This is a genomic window from Shewanella vaxholmensis (genome assembly GCF_031932135.1).
Classification (GTDB): domain Bacteria; phylum Pseudomonadota; class Gammaproteobacteria; order Enterobacterales; family Shewanellaceae; genus Shewanella; species Shewanella hafniensis.
Genome location: NZ_JAUOEV010000011.1, coordinates 71,845 through 91,811 on the forward strand (window position 1 = coordinate 71,845; position 19,967 = coordinate 91,811).

At 47.7% G+C, this 19,967-nt stretch carries 13 protein-coding genes; 8 read left to right on the top strand and 5 right to left on the bottom strand.

Annotated elements, in window-relative coordinates; translation table 11 throughout:
• The first annotated feature begins 324 nt into the window (after positions 1 to 324).
• Positions 325 to 1,614, top strand: coding sequence for an NAD(P)/FAD-dependent oxidoreductase (locus Q4Q46_RS11360; RefSeq protein WP_311905987.1), 1,290 nt, complete (start codon positions 325 to 327; stop codon positions 1,612 to 1,614).
• A 45-nt stretch (positions 1,615 to 1,659) separates the two neighbouring features.
• Here the strand turns inward: Q4Q46_RS11360 and Q4Q46_RS11365 are convergent, their stop codons facing one another.
• A complete protein-coding gene (locus tag Q4Q46_RS11365) occupies positions 1,660 to 2,538 on the bottom strand; it encodes a LysR family transcriptional regulator (protein ID WP_014610473.1) in 879 nt (292 codons plus the stop codon).
• Positions 2,539 to 2,714: 176 nt separating this feature from the next.
• On the opposite strand from Q4Q46_RS11365, the gene Q4Q46_RS11370 reads away from it, so the two are divergent.
• A complete protein-coding gene (locus Q4Q46_RS11370; protein WP_014610474.1) occupies positions 2,715 to 3,854 on the top strand; it encodes an S-(hydroxymethyl)glutathione dehydrogenase/class III alcohol dehydrogenase in 1,140 nt (379 codons plus the stop codon).
• A 165-nt stretch (positions 3,855 to 4,019) separates the two neighbouring features.
• On the top strand, positions 4,020 to 4,862 hold the full coding sequence (fghA, locus tag Q4Q46_RS11375; protein ID WP_311900917.1) for an S-formylglutathione hydrolase: 843 nt from the start codon (positions 4,020 to 4,022) through the stop codon (positions 4,860 to 4,862).
• A 118-nt stretch (positions 4,863 to 4,980) separates the two neighbouring features.
• Here the strand turns inward: fghA and Q4Q46_RS11380 are convergent, their stop codons facing one another.
• Positions 4,981 to 6,357, bottom strand: a complete 1,377-nt coding sequence (locus Q4Q46_RS11380; RefSeq protein WP_106650679.1) for an L-serine ammonia-lyase — start codon at positions 6,355 to 6,357, stop codon at positions 4,981 to 4,983.
• A gap of 385 nt (positions 6,358 to 6,742) precedes the next feature.
• On the opposite strand from Q4Q46_RS11380, the gene nagZ reads away from it, so the two are divergent.
• Positions 6,743 to 7,771, top strand: coding sequence for a beta-N-acetylhexosaminidase (gene nagZ / locus Q4Q46_RS11385; RefSeq protein WP_311905988.1), 1,029 nt, complete (start codon positions 6,743 to 6,745; stop codon positions 7,769 to 7,771).
• Between the two features lie 79 nt (positions 7,772 to 7,850).
• Entirely contained in the window at positions 7,851 to 8,390 is a 540-nt protein-coding gene (gene ycfP / locus Q4Q46_RS11390) for an alpha/beta hydrolase YcfP (protein WP_311905989.1), read from the top strand.
• A gap of 648 nt (positions 8,391 to 9,038) precedes the next feature.
• Here ycfP and Q4Q46_RS11395 read toward each other — a convergent pair.
• Positions 9,039 to 9,611: a hypothetical protein gene (locus Q4Q46_RS11395; protein WP_107947782.1), complete on the bottom strand. Its 573-nt coding sequence runs from the start codon at positions 9,609 to 9,611 to the stop codon at positions 9,039 to 9,041.
• A 1,020-nt stretch (positions 9,612 to 10,631) separates the two neighbouring features.
• Here Q4Q46_RS11395 and Q4Q46_RS11400 point away from each other — a divergent pair.
• From Q4Q46_RS11400 to Q4Q46_RS11410, 3 genes are all read left to right on the top strand, one after another.
• Positions 10,632 to 12,875, top strand: a complete 2,244-nt coding sequence (locus Q4Q46_RS11400) for a hypothetical protein (RefSeq protein WP_311905990.1) — start codon at positions 10,632 to 10,634, stop codon at positions 12,873 to 12,875.
• A gap of 10 nt (positions 12,876 to 12,885) precedes the next feature.
• Positions 12,886 to 14,586 carry a toxin-antitoxin system YwqK family antitoxin gene (locus tag Q4Q46_RS11405; protein ID WP_311905991.1) on the top strand — a complete coding sequence of 567 codons (1,701 nt, stop codon included), beginning with the start codon at positions 12,886 to 12,888 and terminating at the stop codon, positions 14,584 to 14,586.
• Between the two features lie 504 nt (positions 14,587 to 15,090).
• On the top strand, positions 15,091 to 15,366 hold the full coding sequence (locus Q4Q46_RS11410) for an acylphosphatase (protein ID WP_106650673.1): 276 nt from the start codon (positions 15,091 to 15,093) through the stop codon (positions 15,364 to 15,366).
• A gap of 61 nt (positions 15,367 to 15,427) precedes the next feature.
• Here Q4Q46_RS11410 and Q4Q46_RS11415 read toward each other — a convergent pair whose 3' ends face one another.
• Both Q4Q46_RS11415 and mfd read right to left on the bottom strand, forming a co-directional pair.
• On the bottom strand, positions 15,428 to 16,429 hold the full coding sequence (locus Q4Q46_RS11415) for a peptidoglycan binding protein CsiV (protein WP_300480586.1): 1,002 nt from the start codon (positions 16,427 to 16,429) through the stop codon (positions 15,428 to 15,430).
• Entirely contained in the window at positions 16,429 to 19,926 is a 3,498-nt protein-coding gene (mfd, locus tag Q4Q46_RS11420) for a transcription-repair coupling factor (protein WP_311905992.1), read from the bottom strand. Before mfd ends, Q4Q46_RS11415 begins: the two co-directional genes overlap by 1 nt.
• Between the last annotated feature and the right edge of the window lie 41 nt (positions 19,927 to 19,967).

A 19,967-nucleotide genomic window follows, 5' to 3' on the forward strand; every position in this document is an offset into this window, starting at 1 on the left:
TTAGAAGAGTATGGCGCCGGACAAGCCTATCTTAAACCAGCAAAAAGCATAAGGCTTAAAAGATAAAATGAGCCACGCTTTAATCCTATGTTCTTCAAGCAGAAGCCATTCCCGCTTCCTTTGTTATGTCCAGCAAGCGGTTAGCACAATCCACTGTTGACCTCGATCTCAACTCAGATATACTCTCAAATTCTGAACGCTTGTAAAAAATATAAAACAACATCGACGGGTAACGTGTTAACGCTAGCGCTCACAGACTAAGACTCAACACTAATCACCAGAACACAGCTTTCAGTACTTAACTTTCAACATCAAGGAATGACTATGCCAGCAGAGCGTTGCGCCTCCTACTACAATGCCACCATTAACCAAGAGTCGGATTATCCTGCGCTTGAAGGTGAGATTCGCGTCGATGTAGCGATTGTCGGTGGCGGGTTTACTGGTGTAGCAACGGCGCTGGAATTGTCCGAGAAGGGCTACAAGGTGGCGCTGATTGAGGCCAACAAAATTGCGTGGGGCGCGACTGGACGTAACGGCGGGCAGGTGACGGGCAGTTTGTCCGGCGACGCTGCGATGACAAAAAAGCTGCGCCGCCAGATTGGCAATGAAGCTGAAGAGTATGTGTGGAATTTACGTTGGCGCGGTCATGACATTATTAAAAATCGGGTGGCCAAGTACGGCATAGAGTGTGATTTAAAGTTTGGTCATATTCAAACCGCTTACCAGATGCAGCATATGCACGAGCTTAGGGCTATGCATGATGAAGCGCAGCGTCGCGGCATGGGTGAATTTATGACGCTGGTATCCGCTGATGAAATGCCCGCCTATTTAGGCTCGCCCTTGTATCACGGCGGCTTAATCAATCGGCGCAACATGCATTTGCACTCAGTCAATTTATGCCTAGGTGAAGCCCGCGCCGCAGCAGGTCTTGGGGCATTAATCTTTGAACACTCACCCGTACTCGATATTGAAGAAGGCGATGTGGCGACTGTTGTCACCGCTAGGGGGAAAGTACGCGCCAACAGTGTACTGATCGCGGGTAATGCTTACCATAAACTCGCCCGTCCAAAACTGCGCGGCATGTTATTTCCGGCGTCTTTAGGCAATTGCGCCACTGCGATTCTGCCCGATGATATCGCTTTGCAAATCAATCCGCAGGATTTAGCCGTGTACGATTGCCGCTTTGTACTGGATTACTATCGTCTGACCGCGGATAAACGGCTGATGTTCGGCGGCGGGACTAACTACAGCGGCCGCGATCCTAAAAATGTGGTTGCGGAATTACGGCCCGCGATTGAGCGTACGTTTCCACAATTAAAGGGCATTAATATCGAATTTGCCTGGGCCGGAATGGCAGGAATTGTGATTAACCGTATCCCGCAGCTCGGCAAAGTGTCGCCTAATGTGTTCTATTGCCAAGGATATTCTGGGCACGGAGTGGCGACATCACACATTATGGCCGAGATCATGGCCAATGCTATGGACGGGCAATTGCGTGAATTTGATTTGTTTGCCGCCATGCGCCATATCCGCATTCCGTTAAATGAATGGTTCGGCAATCAAGCGCTGGCGTTAGGCATGTTGTATTACACTTTGCGGGAAAACTGGCGCTAGTTTGTGCCGTTTTGTCTGCTACCAATCAATCTGCTCAAACAGTATTTAATCCTGCTCGGCGAGTTTTTCGGCAAGGTAATCGACCAATACACGGATCTTGGCCGACAGGTGGCGATTTTGCGGATAGAGTGCCCAAATGCCTTCTTTGGCTTCGCGGTGACTGTCAAGGAAGGAGAGTAACCGTCCGGCTTGAATATCTTCTTCAATATAATAATCAGGCAGTTGAACTATCCCTATGCCCTTTAGTGCCGCATCCCTTAATGCGTAGCCACTGTTACAATTGAGATTGCCGCGGACTTTAATATTGCGCTCGCGGCCATTTTCTACAAAGCGCCAGTAATTATGATTACCGATCAAACAATTGTGCTGGCTAAGTTCAGATAAGGTATGGGGCTGGCCGTATTTTTCCACATAGCTTGGTGAGGCGGCGACATAGTGGGTACGGCTGCTGAGCGGTTTGGCCATCAGGCTTGAATCGGCAAGTTTTCCGAGGCGAATCGCCAGATCATAACCGCCTTCAATCAAGTCCAAGGTGCGATTGGTCAAGTCGACGCTAAACTCAACACTGGGATATTGCACCATAAAATCATTGAGTAACGGCATGATAAATTTTTCGCCATAGGCGACGGGCGCCGTGAGCTTGACTAAGCCTTGGGGTGAGTCCTTTAGGTTTGAGATGGCACGCTCGGCTTCTTCTAACCCAGTTTGTAATTGGCGGCAATGACGATAGTAAATCGTGCCTTCTTCGGTTAACGACACTTTGCGGGTGGTGCGATAAAAGAGTTTTGTGCCGAGGCGGTTTTCTAAGGTGCTCACTTGGCGGCTAACATGGGCGGTGGAGATATTCAGCCGCTGCGCTGCTAGGGTAAAACTTTCGGCCTCGGCCACTGCGACAAATTCAGAAATGCCGTCCCAGAGATACATTGTTGTTACTCAGTAAAAATGAATTGCTTGAATACTAGATTGTCTCTCGCTGAGAAACAAATACAATCCTCCTATTCAGTAGCATCAGTGCAATGGGCGCAAGAGTTTGCTTGGCCTGAATTGAATTTATGATACACCAATGACTTACTCCTATTACCTATTCAAGGGACGTAACAATGTCGAACGAAAAACCGCAGTTTATTAAATCAAAGGCCGCAGTTGCTTGGGGACCAGGACAACCACTGAAGATTGAAGAAGTGGATGTGATGTTACCTAAAGCAGGGGAAGTCTTAGTGCGCATTGTGGCCACCGGCGTGTGTCACACGGATGCCTTTACCCTTAGCGGCGACGATCCAGAAGGGGTATTTCCAGCGATTCTAGGCCACGAAGGCGGCGGTATCGTTGAGCAAGTGGGCGAGGGCGTGACCAGCGTGCAAGTGGGCGATCACGTGATCCCACTTTATACCCCAGAGTGCGGCGAGTGTAAGTTCTGCCTATCGGGCAAGACTAACCTGTGCCAAAAAATTCGGGCGACCCAAGGTAAAGGCTTAATGCCCGATGGCACCACGCGTTTTTATCTCGATGGTAAGCCAATTTTCCATTACATGGGATGCTCGACCTTCTCTGAATATACTGTGCTGCCGGAAATCTCATTGGCGAAAGTCAATAAGAGCGCACCATTAGAAGAAATTTGTCTGTTAGGTTGTGGCGTGACTACCGGCATGGGCGCTGTGATGAACACGGCCAAAGTGGAAGAGGGCGCGACCGTGGCGATTTTCGGCCTCGGCGGCATTGGTTTATCGGCGATCATTGGTGCGACGATGGCAAAAGCCAGCCGCATTATCGCCATTGATATCAACGAATCTAAGTTCGAGTTAGCCAAAAAACTCGGCGCGACCGATTGCATCAACCCTAAATTACTCGATAAGCCCATCCAAGAGGTGATCGTTGAAATGACCGACGGCGGCGTAGATTACTCATTTGAGTGTATCGGCAACGTCAACGTGATGCGCAGCGCTTTAGAATGTTGTCATAAGGGCTGGGGCGAGTCGGTGATCATAGGTGTTGCAGGTGCAGGGCAAGAGATTTCAACCCGTCCATTCCAATTAGTGACTGGCCGCGTGTGGCGCGGTTCTGCTTTTGGCGGTGTGAAAGGGCGCTCGGAACTGCCACACATTGTTGAGCGTTATATGGCCGGTGAGTTCAAGCTCGATGACTTTATCACCCACACTATGGGACTTGAGCAAATCAATGAAGCGTTCGAGTTGATGCACCAAGGTAAAAGCATCCGTAGCGTGATCCATTTTGATAAATAAGCGGTTTCGCACGCTAAGTTGATGCTTCAGCTAGATGTGACAAACCAGCAGGCAGGTGCAAATCTGTCTGCTGTGTTGCCAACTGAACAGATGACTAACGCTAAGACTAACTCTAAGACAAGCGTTATGACCAAGCGCTAACAGATTGAGCTTAAAAGGACTTGTATGACCATAGAAAATATCAGTTGTAACAAGAGTTTCGGCGGTTGGCATAAGCAATATCGCCATCAATCTCAGTCGTTAAACTGCGAGATGCGCTTTGCTATTTATCTGCCACCTGAAGCGGTGAATAAACCTGTGCCAGTGCTGTATTGGCTCTCAGGTCTAACCTGTACCGATGAAAACTTTATGCAGAAGGCGGGCGCCCAGCGCATGGCGGCTGAACTTGGGATGGCGATTGTTGCCCCTGATACCAGTCCTCGCGGTGACGATGTGCCCGATGCGGCGGATAAAGCCTACGATTTAGGTTTAGGCGCTGGGTTCTACCTCAATGCGACCAAAGCACCGTGGAATCGTCATTACAAAATGTACGATTACATAGTCCACGAGCTGCCAGCCTTGATTGAAGCCCATTTTCCTGTGACTACCCAGCGCGCCATCTCCGGCCATTCGATGGGCGGCCATGGTGCTTTGGTGATTGGCCTGAGTAATCCGCACAGATACAGCTCTATTTCGGCCTTTAGTCCGATTTCGAATCCAAGTAATGCGCCTTGGGGCATTAAAGCCTTCAGTGAGTATTTAGGTGAGAATCGTGAACACTGGCGCCAGTACGATGCCTGCGAATTGCTCAAGCTCGCCATTGCCGAGGTGCCAGTTATGATTGATCAAGGTGAAGCCGATAGCTTTTTAGACACCCAATTGATGCCACAATCGCTGGTGGATATCGCCCATACCAAGGGTTATCCCTTAGATGTGCGGATGCAGCCGGGGTACGATCACAGCTACTACTTTATCGCGAGCTTTATTGAAGAACACCTTAAGTTCCATAGTTTGTACTTTAAGGCCTGAATCGTCGATTCAGCATTCATGCCGATGAGCTAAAACAAAAATGCCGCAACTTTGTGAGTGGCGGCATTTTTTATGGTGCGATTTAAGCGATTAGTAGGAGTGAACTAACACTCAGCACTTAGCACTCAACAATGTTTACCGCTAGACCGCCTTTGGCGGTTTCTTTGTATTTGCTGCGCATGTCTCTGCCGGTATCCATCATGGTTTTGATCACTTTATCCAGTGAAACCTTATGGTTACCATCACCACGTAGGGCCATACGAGAGGCGTTGATCGCCTTGATCGCGCCCATGGCATTACGTTCGATGCATGGTACTTGCACTAGACCGCCCACAGGATCGCAGGTTAAACCTAAGTTATGTTCCATGCCGATTTCAGCTGCGTTTTCAACGTGCTCAACCGTGCCGCCCATGATTTCAGTCAGTGCGCCAGCAGCCATAGAACAGGCTACGCCGACTTCACCTTGACAACCTACTTCGGCGCCAGATATTGAGGCATTTTTCTTGTACAAAATACCAATTGCGGCGGCGGTTAATAGGTAACGGGCGCAGACATCAATATCCACTTCTTGTACGAAAGTATCGTAGTAGCATAATACTGCTGGGATAATTCCCGCAGCGCCGTTTGTGGGTGCTGTCACTACGCGATCGCCGGCTGCATTTTGCTCGTTGACCGACAGGGCGAATAAATCGACCCAATCCATAGCGGTTAATGGATCGACATTGTTACGGCCTTCTGCTTTCAAACGACGGTACAGGGCAGGGGCGCGGCGACGCAGTTTTAAGCCGCCAGGTAGAATGCCTTCCTTCTGATAGCCGCGTTCGATACAGGTTTTCATGGTCTGCCAAATGTTCCACAGCTTGGCTTTGACTTCATCTTCGGTGGCTAAACTCAGTTCGTTCGCCATCATCAAAGAAGAAATACTCAGACCTTGTTCGCCACACAATTCTAATAATTGCGCTGCGCTGCCAAAATCAAAAGGGGCCGCTTCGATTTGTGATGCTGGGGATGCGTTACGTTGGCTGATTTCGTCTTCATCTAAGATAAAGCCGCCGCCGACAGAATAATAAGTACGCTCGAAAAGACACTCATTTTTACAATAAGCGTACAGGGTCATGGCGTTGGCGTGGGCTGGCAAGGTTTTGCGTCTGTGGTAGGTAATGCCTTGCTCGCGGGTAAATTTAACCACTTTGCCACAGTGCAACGTTAAGGTTTCGTCCTTGGATACGTGCTCTAAAATGCCGTCGATACTATCAGTGTCTACGGTTTCTGGATCTTCACCCATTAAACCTAAAATCACTGCTTTGCCCGTGCCGTGGCCTTTGCCTGTTTGGCCGAGGGAGCCAAAGAGCTCGGCTCTTAATTCATCAATCTGGGTCACGAGTCCTGAGTCAGTCAGGTTTTGCATAAATATTTTGCCCGCTTTCATTGGGCCGACAGTATGTGAACTCGATGGACCTATGCCGATCTTGAACATGTCAAATACGCTAATCATGATAGAAGTCCTGTTGTGTCTTGTTTATTATTTTAGTCTGAGTGCATGGGATTGCTCGCTCTGCAGATTGAAGCACGCTAATCTTCAACGTGAACTCTGGTCAATGGCGGCGCTCTTTCATGCGAAATCTGCTTGTGTGATACTCTAGCTTCAGTATCCCATAGATTAGCGTGACAATTCACATTAGTTTTTTTAATTCATTATAGTTCGGATAAGCTGAACTTAATTGGGACTTTTTTGTTGACCATTTTATGGCCAAGAATACAGGCTTTAAAAGCGCTACAAGGGCAGATGGTTCGCTTTTTTGGGCTTTTTTGTGAGCGCGACCCACTTATGGCTTGAGTGGTTATTTTTTGAGTATTAATGAAAATTTTTAGGGAGAAGTATGAGCTATTTAATGTTGGACCTACTGTCGTTGGACGTCAGTGAGGCAGAATCTGAGATGCTACGCCATCCACAGGTGGGTGGTTTAATTCTATTTTCCCGTAATTTTTCAAGCCGTGATCAGTTGATCCGTCTGGTACAACAGATACGCCAAATCCGCCCTGAACTATTAATTGCCGTCGATCATGAGGGTGGCCGAGTACAACGCTTCCGCGATGGCTTTACCATTATTCCCGCTATGGGCGACATTCTACCCGCAGCAAAGGGCGATATGGTATTGGCCAAGCGTTGGGCCTGTGAGCTCGGTTTCTTGATGGCGATTGAATTACTGGCCTGCGATATCGACTTAAGTTTCGCGCCCGTGCTGGATTTAAACGGTGTGAGCCAAGTTATAGGTAAACGCAGCTTTAGCCCAGAGCCCGCTGAGGTCATTACACTGGCCGAAAGCTTCATTGCGGGCATGGCGGCCTCAGGCATGGGCGCCGTGGGTAAACATTTCCCCGGACACGGCAGTGTGGTGGCGGATTCGCACTACGAGAAACCGATTGATGAGCGCGATGCCGAGGCGATTTTTGCAAAGGATATCCTGCCGTTTAAAGAATTGATCGCAAAAGAAAAGTTATTAGGCGTGATGCCCGCGCACGTGGTTTATCCTAAAGTTGACCCCAACTCTGCGGGCTTCTCTGAATACTGGCTAAAACAAGTGCTGCGCAAAGAGCTTGGCTTTAACGGCGTGATTTTCTCTGACGATCTTGGCATGCAAGGCGCTGGATTTGCTGGCGATTATCGTGCAAGGGCTAGCGCGGCGTTAGCTGCTGGTTGCGATATGATTTTGGTGTGTAATGATAATGCGGGCGTGATGTCGCTGCTGGATGGCTTTACATGGCCAGCGAGCGCGCCGCAGTATCCGGCAAGTTTACTCAAGCCCAATGCCGCACAAACGGCCGCAGCGCTCGATAATACCGCCCGTTGGGAAAACGCGAAGCAGCTTGCCGAGCAAATTTGTTTGGCCCAACAGGCGAAAGTTTGATGTAGCGCAAGCTGTGAGATCACTCTTTTGCTAGGGTTAGTTAATTCACTGTAATCAAAAATGATTAAAAGGCCTTGATATGATTTTCTATCTTCATGGATTTGATGCGACTAGCCCAGGTAATCACGAAAAAATGCGTCAGCTGCAATTTATCGACCCTGATGTACGTTTGATCAGTTACAGCACCCTGCATCCTAAGCACGACATGCAACACTTGCTCAAGGAAGTCGCTAAGCAAATGAAGCATAGCGACGACCCTGCGCCGTTAGTGGTTGGCGTGGGGCTCGGCGCTTATTGGGCCGAACGCATTGGTTTTTTAAATGGCCTTAAATCTGTGCTGATTAACCCTAATTTGCACCCAGAAGAGAATATGCAGGGCAAGATTGACCGCCCAGAAGAATATGCCGACATTGCTAATAAGTGCGTGTCGCAATTTCGTGAAAAGAATACTCACAAGGCCATGTGCATATTTTCGGTTAATGATGAGATGTTCGATAATCTGCAACTCGCCAGTGAATTAAGCGCCTACTATTCGATTGATTGGGATGACGTTCAGCCCCACAAATTCCCCCAACTCGCCGCACATCTGCCCAAAATAAAAGCCTTTAAATTGGCTTGATTGATATCGATTGGATAAAAGTACCACTCCTCTTTTTATATTTAAGAGGGGGAGTGGGTTTATCTCATCGGCTATTCCGCCTTATGGTTTTGGCTTTCGTACTTCATGTGGCGCATCTTGCGACTTTGAATATGAGCGTGACTATGGGTATATATTTAAGTAGGGCATATTGAGGGCTCTAGATTATAAAATCGACTATATTGGTTTTGGATAGAAATGTGTTGGTAACCAGCGCGGGGGATCGGCAACTTTGGTTTTGGGTTTTGGGTTTTGGGTTTTGGGTTTTGGGTTTTGGGTTTTGGGTTTTGGGTTTTAGAGGTTTAGCGTTGGCTGGTATCCACGCATATAGGCTTGCCATGGCATTGACTCATCGACTCGCAGCCAGTCCGTCCGTGGATGCTCGACCGCCCCGTCCATGGGGCGGACGGTCGTCTCGCCAATCACCATGGCTCACCTTTCGTGCATTCACGTAACCTGTAGATTTAAAAGACATACGCAACACACTTTGAACATTTCCGAGTTAGACTTTTAGTTCGAATTAGTGAGTTTCGAATTAAAATTTCTATGGTCAACGCCGCGAGCACACGTCGGAGGTAACTGGCGCTTTTTTTGCCCCGCAAGTTGCCTGAGGTCTTGTGTCTTGCCTTGTTAGCTTCTTGCTTCCCAGCCATCTTTACCATGAGAATATAGTTCCACTTTCATGTCTTCATTCCAACTTTCAGGATGAGGTACAAATGCTAAGAAGTAATTATCGCCATCTTCCGGTACTGCACCACTCAGTATTGATAACGCCCAATTTTTTATACTTTTACTATGAGAGAGTATCAATAACTTATTTTCTGATCGAGCCATGGCCAATTTACTAAAATCGATTATAGAAGCGCGACTATCGCTTCTTTGAAATTCACTTTCAATAGCCCATTCCATTTTATTCACATAGATTAGCTGCTTCTTGTTTGACGCAGAAGGTATAGATTTAACATTCACAACACTAATATCAAAAAGCAATTCATTTAATTTAAATTCGCTTCTATTATCAGAATAATCTGCTGAAAAAACTCTGTATTCAGTTTGAACATATTCTTCTCTAAATGATGCTGCGATGTTTTTCACCCAAGCTTTACTTCTAGCCGCATGAAATAATCTAGGCTTAGAATAATTTGAACTTATACATTCTTGAAATGCATCTCTTAACGAATTCTGCAATTTTTCTAAAAGCATCGATTTATCCATGAAGCTAACGTCTTAGTATTTATGCGCTGCGCTGTTTGCAGAGCATAAATCGCTTGTTGGACTTGGCCGCTGCCACATCCATGTCAATTGGTATGAATGATGCTATAGGAATTTGCTTTTTTACGGTAGCGGTTTTTTATACAGCTTGGTGAGTAATCACTTGATATCGTTTTAGCTTTCTCATTTTTCGCTATTATTTTTTGATGATGAATAGCTATCTAACGACTCAAAACTCCAAGGAATACACCTCCCCTCGGAGTTGCCGCAGGGCGAATAGACAAATTGCGTGAGTTTGGTCATGGATGACGACTAGCTTTCGCAGGTGCAGGGACGCATCCTTCGGAAGCGATAGCAAATTTGGCAATGAGCACAAGGGGCTTTCAACTCCGTTAGGGGCGTCTTGGAGCATCCAAGGAGGATAGGACGAGCAGTCCTCCTTGGTCGGGTGTGGGGTGAAGCCCCACGACTTTGATTTTGATTAAAGCATTCAAACTACGAAACACACTTTGGGGCAAAAGCTGTTTAGGGCTGATTTGTGTATTAATGGCTTAGTTAAGCTTGACCTTGTTGCAACCGTGACCGTTGGTAACATGGCCGCTCTTTCACATCTGACCGATAGGGATATGGGAAATGTCTATGATGTTGGGAACATCTTAGACCATGTGAACGCGGCATTTACACTTCCGTGTGCTGCAGATGTTATCGTCGAGCCCAAAGGGATACTTCTTATTAAATAAAAAGACGGTGAGTCACTGGGTAAATAATGACAATTAATACAGCAGAACTAGCTTTGCGCATCAGTTCTTTATGTTGTAATTCGTCATTAAGAACTTGCCTAAGATTGGCATTGCTGTACCTGTGACTATCTAAAAAGGATATTTTAGTCGCGCACTCAGGTGTTGTGCTGGATTGGCAAAACAGCAAAACAGCAAAACAGCAAAGCATTTTATTTACTGGGCGTGAAAGGGCATAATGCGGCGCTTACTATTTGAGATACAAGGAATAACCATGAAGTACTTGGTTAGCGTAGTTGCATGCTGTTTATTATCGGCCTGTTCTTTTGGGGATGCTGATGTTGAGTTCACACCTGAGAAAGGGGAAGAGCGCTCGTATCAGCTGTATAGCACCACCAACATCACAGTAAATAATGGTCAGCGTACCGAAACGGTTAATACTAGCTCACATCAATTGCTGCGTTATAAGGTCCTCGAAACAGGCCAAAACAGTCGATTTCAAGTGCACGTCGATTACATGAACATGCGCGATGGTCAAGGGAGCGGAGTCAGTAGTGGCCAGCGGGCTGATCGTAATCCAGAAATGCACGCTATTTTCTCGCAGGGATTTGAATTTACGTTAAATCTAGACGATGGCAGCGTTAAAGAATTCACTGCATTAAACAAACCTGTATGGCAGGCGCTGCTGGCTGAACGCGGCGCAGAGCTTGAGCAGGAACTGAAAAAGCTCTTTAGTTCATCGGCCTTTCTTAACACTATACCCGCCAAAGCGGGGGCGGTCGTCGCGCTTCCTGCCTATCAAGGCCACGCCAATGCCAAACTTACTGTATTGCAAGTCACTGATACGCATGTATTAGCCAAAGTTGAAAGTGACGGCGAGCAAGCCAAAATATACGGTCAGCTGATGTTAGAACGTGAGCGGGGTTGGTTAGCACAGTTAGCCTTAGTGGCAGATGCGCCGTTTGAGCGCTACGGATATAAGGGCACAGTGCGCAGCAACGTTATTATGTTGCCGCAGCAGCGCCAGTTGGGTGATTTAACACAGCGTTTAGGTTTTGATTATGATTTCCCTGCCTTTGAGTATCAAAAACAGCCTGACTTTGTACAGGATGACATCAATAAGACCTTAGGCCTTGATGCTGTGTTTGCCTATGATGCGGGTTACTTTTACCAGCAAGATGATCTATTAAATCTAACCTATCATCATGACTTTTCAGGTTTTAAACCCGAAGGCGGATTTAGCTTAACCGATATCACAGCACACAGCGCGGATGGCACAGTGCTGCCACTGCAACTGAGCAAGGTGGGCAGTTACAGTTATCCAGAACAGGATGGTTTCCATCAATCTGTGCAGCAAAATCTGCTTATTGGCTGGAATGCACCAAATGATCTTTTAGCTCAGGTTGCTGAGTTTCGCGCGACAGCCCATTATCATGGTGCGAAACTGGTCAAACTTAACCTGACACCTGATCCCAGTAAAACTGTGAGCTTGCAGTATGAAGATTTACAGCTGGAACTCTCGCCAATCCCCGACAAGCCATTCAGTTATCTGCTGAAATCGCGAGGCGGCGCTGACAAAACTTGGTTGTACCGGCGCTATGACGGTGCCGAAGGCGCTATGGTGCACTATCTTTCACCGCCAGCCACTGGACCGGATTGGTTAACGTCGGCAGAGCAAAATATGTTGGCGCTGGCCTCATCGGCGCAATATGAAACGATTACACAGTTTACCTTTGCCGCCGCGCCGTCGGCGCTGACACTTTATGTAAATACTGCGGTTGACAGCGGCGAACTGACTAAGAATATTCGTTTTATTCCAACCCAAGATTATGCGCAAAATGTCGCGTATCCGCCGGCGCAGCAGCAACTGCTTTACAGCGATGATATGTATGCGTCCTATGATAATCAGCCGCAACCTAGCACACCTGCTGGTCCTGCCTTACTTGAGCCGCAAATCGTTGCTAAATATGGCGTCAGCATGCTGTTAACGTCCGAGCAGGCAGCGGTGTGCACCCTCAGTGTAGTCGATGCCCCTAAGGTCAACGGGCACACACTGCAATGGACAAACACCAGCGCAAGCAGCAACACGGGTTTTGGTGCTGGGCTGGATAAGTTTGTGCTGTACCAACTGAGTAGCGCCGATGGGATCCGCCGCAATTTTTACGACATCAATGTCAGCAGCACCTTGGCCTGTACTGGAACGCCTCAATGGCAAGCACTCGCATATCAACCCGAGCAAAGTTGGTTGATTGATATCACTCAACTGCCGAATCTTGATGCCACTCAAACCGTCGCCGACGTTATGCGGCGCTATCGTTTTTTAAATGCGCAGAATTTACCCCTTGCGCCTGCTATTCAAGATTATGGCAGTGACTTTTATCAGCGTCCGTTTCAGCAAGTATTACGTGAGCAACGCTGGTTTGTACTGGCGGGGCGCGCTGCAAAGATAGAACAGCTGACGATAAGTGGCGAACCGGTCAATAAACAGTGGGTTAATATATTCCCTGCGTTACCTTAAGGAGCAGAAAATGCGAGTCTTATTACTATTATCTGCGCTACTGATGTCGTTTAATTTGTTGGCTGAGCGAATTTTACTCGACCAAGAATGGCGGCTTAACGATGTACCTGGCGAAGCCATTTATTATCTGGAACAAGCGCCGACAGAACAAAATGGCGAGTGGCCATTGCAGCTATTTTATTTAGAAACGGATAAACCGGTTTTTAAGGGCAGTGTCAACAATCCCAATTTAGTCGAGAGTTTTATCGTTGGCGATTTCGAGTTTTTCTACCCCAACGGTCAATTGTCTCGCAAGGGCAGTAGCGATGCGCAAGGACATTATCAGGGCACGCATCTGCATTATTGGGAAGACGGAGCGCTTTCGGGAGAGTACCACTACCAGAATGGCCAGTTGCATGGAGATCAGAAAAGTTACCATACCAATGGTCAATTGCGGGAACTTCAGCATCGCGTGAATGGGGCTGAATTAGGCTTATCGCAAAGTTATTATGCCAACGGCCAGCTGGCATCGCGCGCAAACTATGGTGCGAACGGTATGGAAGGGCGATATGAAAGCTTCTATGACAATGGTAAGCCAGAACAAAGCGTGAATATGGTGGCGGGAAAATACCAAGGTGAACGACTGTATTGGACTAAAGAGGGCTGGTTATACACCAAAGAGTTTTACCTGAATGGAAAAATGCACGGAGAAGTGTTGATCTATCAGGCCGCAGATATTCTGCAAGAGATCAAACATTATCAGCATGGCGAGCAGGTAGGAAACCAGCAGCGCTTTAAAGGGCCAGGGCTGTTAGCCATGCAGCAAGAGTACGATAATGATGGCCGCGAAATACAGAATATTACCTATGATGATGCTGGCAATGTCGCCACCCAAACCGATACTCAATATCTTGCAAAAGGCCGGATTAGCACTGAACAGCGCTTCGATGCCACTGGAAAGTTAACCCATCAATATCAGCGTGATACTGCGAAAAACTGGAGTTTACGTCAGCGCTTCGACTCAGCAGGTGAATTAATTGAACGCGATGAACAACTCAAGGGACAATATGAAGGCTTATATATCGGTGCTGGCTGGAATGGTTATGTCAGGCAAATCAACTACAGCAAAGGTCAAATGCACGGTGCCTATCGAGAAGATAACGCCGAGGACGGCAGTTTTGTGAAGGGCCAATACCACTTGGGCTTAAAGGTTGGTCAGTGGATCACACAAAATACCGATACGACGCGCAATGAGCAGTTTAATCAACAAGGTCAGCTTAACGGTGAACAGAGTGAAATCTCAGCCGATGGCACGATAATGCACCGAGCATTTTATAAAAACGCTAAGTTACATGGCGCATATTTACAGCGTGGTTTTGATAAACAGCTGCAAGCTCAAGGTCAGTATGTTAACGGTCAGCGTGAAGGCCAATGGCTGCTGCAAGATGAAAGCAGCTACAGCATGGTTAAGCTCTGGCATGGCAACTATAAAGCAGGACACGAAGTCGGGAGCTGGCAGGCCTTTTCAGCCAACGGCCATTTATTAGGGCTGACGCAATATGATGATAAAGGTCAATTGCAGGGCAAAGGCTACAGTTTTAACGAAGATGGCAGCCTGCTGCAAAGTGATGAGTATCTTGATAATCAACTGCACGGCAGGTCGGTGTATTACTTTAATGGTGAACCCTCATCCGAGTATCTCTATCAAAATGGTCTGATAATTAGCGAGTAGCATGCCATCGCTTATGTATGTTAGCGCAATAAAGTAAAAACCGGCTGACTAGGCCGGTTTTTTGCTTTTTATCTCTTACATGCTCAGCTGTAGTGCTAAACGTCAACACGCCCATGTTTTAGCGATATTCACAGTGCGTTTTTTTAAATGAACAATGCAAGTGACGATATGGACCGATTTTCAGCTAAAAGCATTATATTCGTTAGTGGTGGATAGTTTTATTTTTCAAACTCTTGAAAATAATTATTTATTGTGTAAAGTAGCCAGTCTTGCTATTTTGTAACAAAATGCTACAGAGTTACTGTTTTATTTGTCCATTTATTGGATATCCCTTTGCGTATGTCGCCCGACACAGCTAACTGCAGTCTTGTTAGCTGTTTTTTTTGCCTAAAATTAAATATCGTTTGTTTTTTGCTCTATAGATCCATAGGTTAACACTTAGCCTTCGGATAATTGCGGCTATGCTTATTTCTATAACAAGGTTCCGTGAAACAGGAGCGTGAGATGAAGCGAGTATTAATTAATTTGACCGGAAAAGTGCAAGGTGTGGGTTGTCGGCATGCGACCCTGACAAAGGCCAGAGCCTTGGGGGTGACAGGCTATGTCACCAATTGCCGCGATGGCAGTGTCGAAATCTTAGCTCAAGGCAGTGATATTGCGGTGAACAATTTAATTGCTTGGTGCGAAGTGGGTGTGCCCTGTACCGAGGGCTTAACGGTCACTGTGGGAGAAGACGAAGCCGATGATATCTACCTCGACTTCTCCATAGTACAGTCTTAAGTTAAAAGTACAGTCTTAAACAGCTGTCCTGTCTTAAGTCTTTTGCGGTTTACGTATAGGTTCAGTATTGTCCAACCGTTTGTATGGATTCAGCATTCAAACTTATTTGCTGTGCACTAGGTTGTGCCATCTTACGAATTTGGATCACCATGCCCATTTCGGGGTGATCTAAATAATGGATTTCTTCACTCTTCACCCGGCGGTTTTGCTCCAAAGGCACCGACATTAAAAATGGTGTCATGACTTTGGGCGCTGTGAGCGTTGCGCTGCTGTCTGATGCATCGCTTGGCATTACTGGTAATAACTTCCGGCCTTCTTTACGCAAATTCAGTGCGGTTTCAATATACAAATAGTGGCTTAAATAGATATTCAGTGTGCCATCTAATTCCCACACCGGTGATACCACTGGCGCAAGCATAGGCGTGCCATCGGCATGAGTCATAGGCTCAGCTTGAGCTTGCTTAATGATTTTTCTGCCATCGAAGTGATATGTACCTGAGAAATCCTTACCCGCAAATAAACGAATAGGCACTGAACCACTTTTACCACGCATTGGTTGTTGCCACGCCATGTGCAGTAAACTGCGCGTGCCGCGTTCACGGGAGATACTATTGATAATACTCGCAAACTGGCTTTGGCTGCGTGCTAATAACACTGGACCGCCATTGGCGCTGGCATAACTGTTTGTTGCGCTGCTGATTTCTGATGGGATCACTGGCGGATAGCGATATTCAACACTGGTCGGTGCGGCAGCTACAGGCTCAGAAGTTGGCTCACCGTTTAAGGTTTCGGCGCAATGGCTATTGGCATCGGCATCAAATACTAGCGTACAAGGCGCCGACTCACTCGCCATTGGGGTGACAGCTTGTGCAACCGCTGGAGAGATCAAGTCTATCGCGTTATCGGTTTTTGTCTTGATCGGTGCATCTGGCCATTGTTCAGTCGACTGACTTTGGCGTTCAAATACATAGACTTCAACTTCGAACCAAGCTTCCGCTTGGACGACCTGACTGTGCGATAGTGCAATGAGGGTAGCGATAGAGACCGCGAGTTTACGTAACACTATTTATCTCCAAGACGATGTTGCGATTGATGTTGAGATAGTTGTTCGAGCAAGAGTTTGACCAAAGCGAGCCTGTCTTTACTGGTTTCGGCCGCAAGGCTGAACTTTAACTTATTCGGTCCTTCCATTCGATAGATTTGTGGCTGGCTTTGGAGCAATCCAATAATAAACATAGGGTCTATAACGTGATCATCACTAAATTCGATGCTACCACCTTTGCTGTGCACTTCTATTTTAGTCGCCCCTAAGCGAGTCGCCTCATGTTTATAGAGGGTCATTTCCATTAAGTTGCGCGTCGGTTCGGGCAATAGGCCAAAACGGTCGATCAATTCGACTTTTAGTTCATCCAGCGCCGCTTGTGTTTCGCAACCTGCAATGCGTTTATAGAGGGATAGACGAATATTGACGTCACTCACATAGTCCTCTGGCAGCAAGGCGGGGATTCGCAGTTCAATCTCGCATTGCTGATTGAGCATTTGCGCCAGCGAGGGCTCTTTACCTTGTTTTAAGGCCTTGACTGCTGCTTCGAGCATTTCCATGTATAAGCTAAAACCAATTTTCGAAATATGGCCGCTCTGCTCATCGCCTAAGAGTTCACCTGCACCGCGGATCTCTAAATCCTGCGTCGCCAGCATAAATCCCGCTCCGAGATCTTCAAGAGCATCAATGGCTTCTAAACGTTTGCGCGCATCTGGGGTCATACGTTTGGGATGCGGCGTCATTAAATAGGCATAGGCCTGATGATGCGAGCGTCCGACGCGGCCGCGTAATTGGTGTAACTGCGCCAGACCAAAGGTGTCGGCGCGCTCAATAATAATGGTGTTGGCACTGGGCACGTCGATACCGGTTTCGATAATAGTGGTACAGACTAACACGTTGAATCTTTGGTGATAAAAGTCAGACATCACCCGCTCAAGGTCACGCTCACGCATTTGCCCATGGGCAACGACGACTCGCGCTTCAGGCAGTAGATCGATAATACCTTGGGCACATTTCTCAATGGTTTCAACATTATTGTGCAGATAATACACTTGGCCGCCACGGAGAATTTCCCGCAAAATAGCCTCGCGCACGGTTGCAGGATCGGATTCCCGCACAAAGGTTTTCACCGCTAAACGTTTGGCGGGCGGGGTGGCGATAATCGATAAATCGCGCATGCCCGACATGGCCATGTTTAAGGTCCGTGGAATAGGCGTCGCGGTCAGAGTTAAGATATCGACGTTGGCACGCAGCGCCTTGATTTTCTCTTTCTGACGCACACCGAATCTGTGTTCTTCGTCGATGATCAGCAGGCCTAAGTTTTCAAACTTGGCCTCAGATTGCAGTAACTTGTGAGTCCCGATAACAATATCGACTTTGCCTTCTTCCAGTTGCTGCAGCACTTGATTCTGTTCTTTGGCGGTACGAAAACGTGACATCACTTCGGTGACTACGGGCCAGTCGGCAAATCTGTCTTTAAAGTTTTCATAGTGTTGCTGGGCAAGCAATGTGGTCGGAACCAGCACGACCACTTGTTTGCCGGCGTTGACGGCCACAAAGGCGGCGCGCATAGCGACTTCGGTTTTACCAAAGCCCACATCGCCACAGACTAATCTGTCCATTGCGGTCGGCGATTGCATATCGGCTAACACGGCGATGATGGCACTTTCTTGATCGACGGTTTCCTCGAAGGGGAAGCCGCGGGCGAACTGAGCGTATTCCTCTTCGTCAATCTCGCAGCTTTCGCCGGGACGAGATTGGCGACGGGCGTAGACATCGAGCAGCTCGGCCGCGACGTCGCGGATTTTTTCAATGGCTTTTTTCTTGGCTTTAGCCCAAGTCTCGTTGCCGAGTTTATTTAAGTGGGCGTCTTCGTCGGCGCCAACACTGTAGCGACTGATAAGATGCAGTGAAGACACTGGCACATACAGTTTGTCACCGCCAGCGTATTCCAATTGCAGGTATTCAGCGACCAGTCCGCCGGTATCTAGCGTGACTAAGCCTTTGTAGAGGGCAACACCGTGTTCTAAATGCACAATGGGCTGGCCGACTTTGAGTTCGGCCAAGTTTTTAATCAGGGCATCGTTACTGATCTGGCGCTGTTTTTCACGGCGGCGTTGCTGGGAAATTCGATGGCCAAAAAGCTCAGTTTCGCAAATGATACTGATGCCATCTTTGGCGCTGATCTGCATCAAACAACCGCGTGACAGCGGCGATACGATAAGGCCTAACTTGGCATCACTTTGAATAAATTCATCAAAATGGTTAAACAGCGCAGGTTTAAGCTGAATTTTAGCGAGCAATTCAAGCAGCGCTTCGCGGCGACCCTCGGACTCAGCGCTAAACAACATGCGTTTGGCGCTGCTGGCGTAATCTTGCAGCGCTAACAGTGGTTGCTTTAATTTATGGTTGGCGCTGATATCGGGCAGGGTGCTGGCAGCAATCACGACCGCTTTCGTCGTTTCGGTGCCATCTGTCGGCACGTGCATTTGATAACGTGGCAGCGGTTTAAAGGCGGCAAATAACTCTTCGATGAGTAGATACAGCTCTTTAGGCGCCAGTAGCGGCCGCAGCGGATCGACGCGCCTGTCTTGATAGCGGTGTTCGACTTCTTGCAGATGCGCGCGCGCCGACTTTTCGATATCCCCTAAGGTGACGAGTTGAGTGTCCTTGGGCAAGTAATCGAATAGGGTGGCGGTGTCATCAAAAAACAGCGGCAGATAGTTTTCTATCCCCGCCGGCATCAAGTTGCGGCTCACCAGCTGATAAACTGACTCTGGCTCTTTGACTATGACTTCAAAACGGCGACGGTATCTTTGTCTAAAGCCTTCGATGGCTGAGCTGTCGGTCGGAAATTCCTTCGCGGGCAATAGGCGAATCGAGTCGACAGGCTGCAATGAACGTTGGGTTTCGGGATCAAAATGGCGGATGGTTTCCACTTCTTCATCGAATAGCTCGATGCGCAGTGGCATGTTCATCCCAGTGGGGAAGATATCCAGAATCGAGCCGCGAATCGCAAACTCGCCGTGTTCATACACTTGCTCCACCGAATGGTAGCCAGTGTCGGTTAAATGCTGGCGTACATCGTGTAATTTGTAGCTATCACCTTTTTTCAGCACAAACACGTTAGCGCTTAAATAGGCCTTAGGTGGCAGGCGCATCATTAAGGTCGTGACGGGCACGATAACGATGTTTTGCTCAATTTGAGACAGCTGCGACAGGGTTTCGAGTCGCTGGGAGATCAAATCCTGATGGGGCGAAAAACTGTCGTAGGGCAAGGTTTCGCGGTCAGGGAATAATCTGACCTTAATGCCTGTTTTACCGAGCAAATAACTCAGTTCTAGCTCTAAGCTTAAGGCGCTTGGCGTATCACTGGTGACAACTAAGGTCGTCCCCTTATGTTGACGCGCTAAACTGGCGAGTGTAACGGCTTGGCAAACGCCGCCCACAGTGGACAGAGTCTGAATTTGATTGCCATTTTTGACGGCTGGCGGCGTTAGGGCTGATATGTGAGTCATTGGCGTACGATAAACTGATTCATTCACAAAGAGTTGCAGAC

Excerpts from the sequence above, each read along its gene's own strand:
- Q4Q46_RS11365 (WP_014610473.1), bottom strand. The coding sequence starts at position 2,538 with ATGTATCTCTGGGACGGCATTTCTGAATTTGTCGCAGTGGCCGAGGCC.
- nagZ (WP_311905988.1), top strand. The coding sequence starts at position 6,743 with ATGAGCTATTTAATGTTGGACCTACTGTCGTTGGACGTCAGTGAGGCA.
- Q4Q46_RS11395 (WP_107947782.1), bottom strand. The coding sequence starts at position 9,611 with ATGCTTTTAGAAAAATTGCAGAATTCGTTAAGAGATGCATTTCAAGAA.
- Q4Q46_RS11370 (WP_014610474.1), top strand. The coding sequence starts at position 2,715 with ATGTCGAACGAAAAACCGCAGTTTATTAAATCAAAGGCCGCAGTTGCT.
- mfd (WP_311905992.1), bottom strand. The coding sequence starts at position 19,926 with ATGACTCACATATCAGCCCTAACGCCGCCAGCCGTCAAAAATGGCAAT.
- fghA (WP_311900917.1), top strand. The coding sequence starts at position 4,020 with ATGACCATAGAAAATATCAGTTGTAACAAGAGTTTCGGCGGTTGGCAT.
- Q4Q46_RS11410 (WP_106650673.1), top strand. The coding sequence starts at position 15,091 with ATGAAGCGAGTATTAATTAATTTGACCGGAAAAGTGCAAGGTGTGGGT.
- Q4Q46_RS11380 (WP_106650679.1), bottom strand. The coding sequence starts at position 6,357 with ATGATTAGCGTATTTGACATGTTCAAGATCGGCATAGGTCCATCGAGT.
- ycfP (WP_311905989.1), top strand. The coding sequence starts at position 7,851 with ATGATTTTCTATCTTCATGGATTTGATGCGACTAGCCCAGGTAATCAC.
- Q4Q46_RS11360 (WP_311905987.1), top strand. The coding sequence starts at position 325 with ATGCCAGCAGAGCGTTGCGCCTCCTACTACAATGCCACCATTAACCAA.
- Q4Q46_RS11400 (WP_311905990.1), top strand. The coding sequence starts at position 10,632 with ATGAAGTACTTGGTTAGCGTAGTTGCATGCTGTTTATTATCGGCCTGT.
- Q4Q46_RS11405 (WP_311905991.1), top strand. The coding sequence starts at position 12,886 with ATGCGAGTCTTATTACTATTATCTGCGCTACTGATGTCGTTTAATTTG.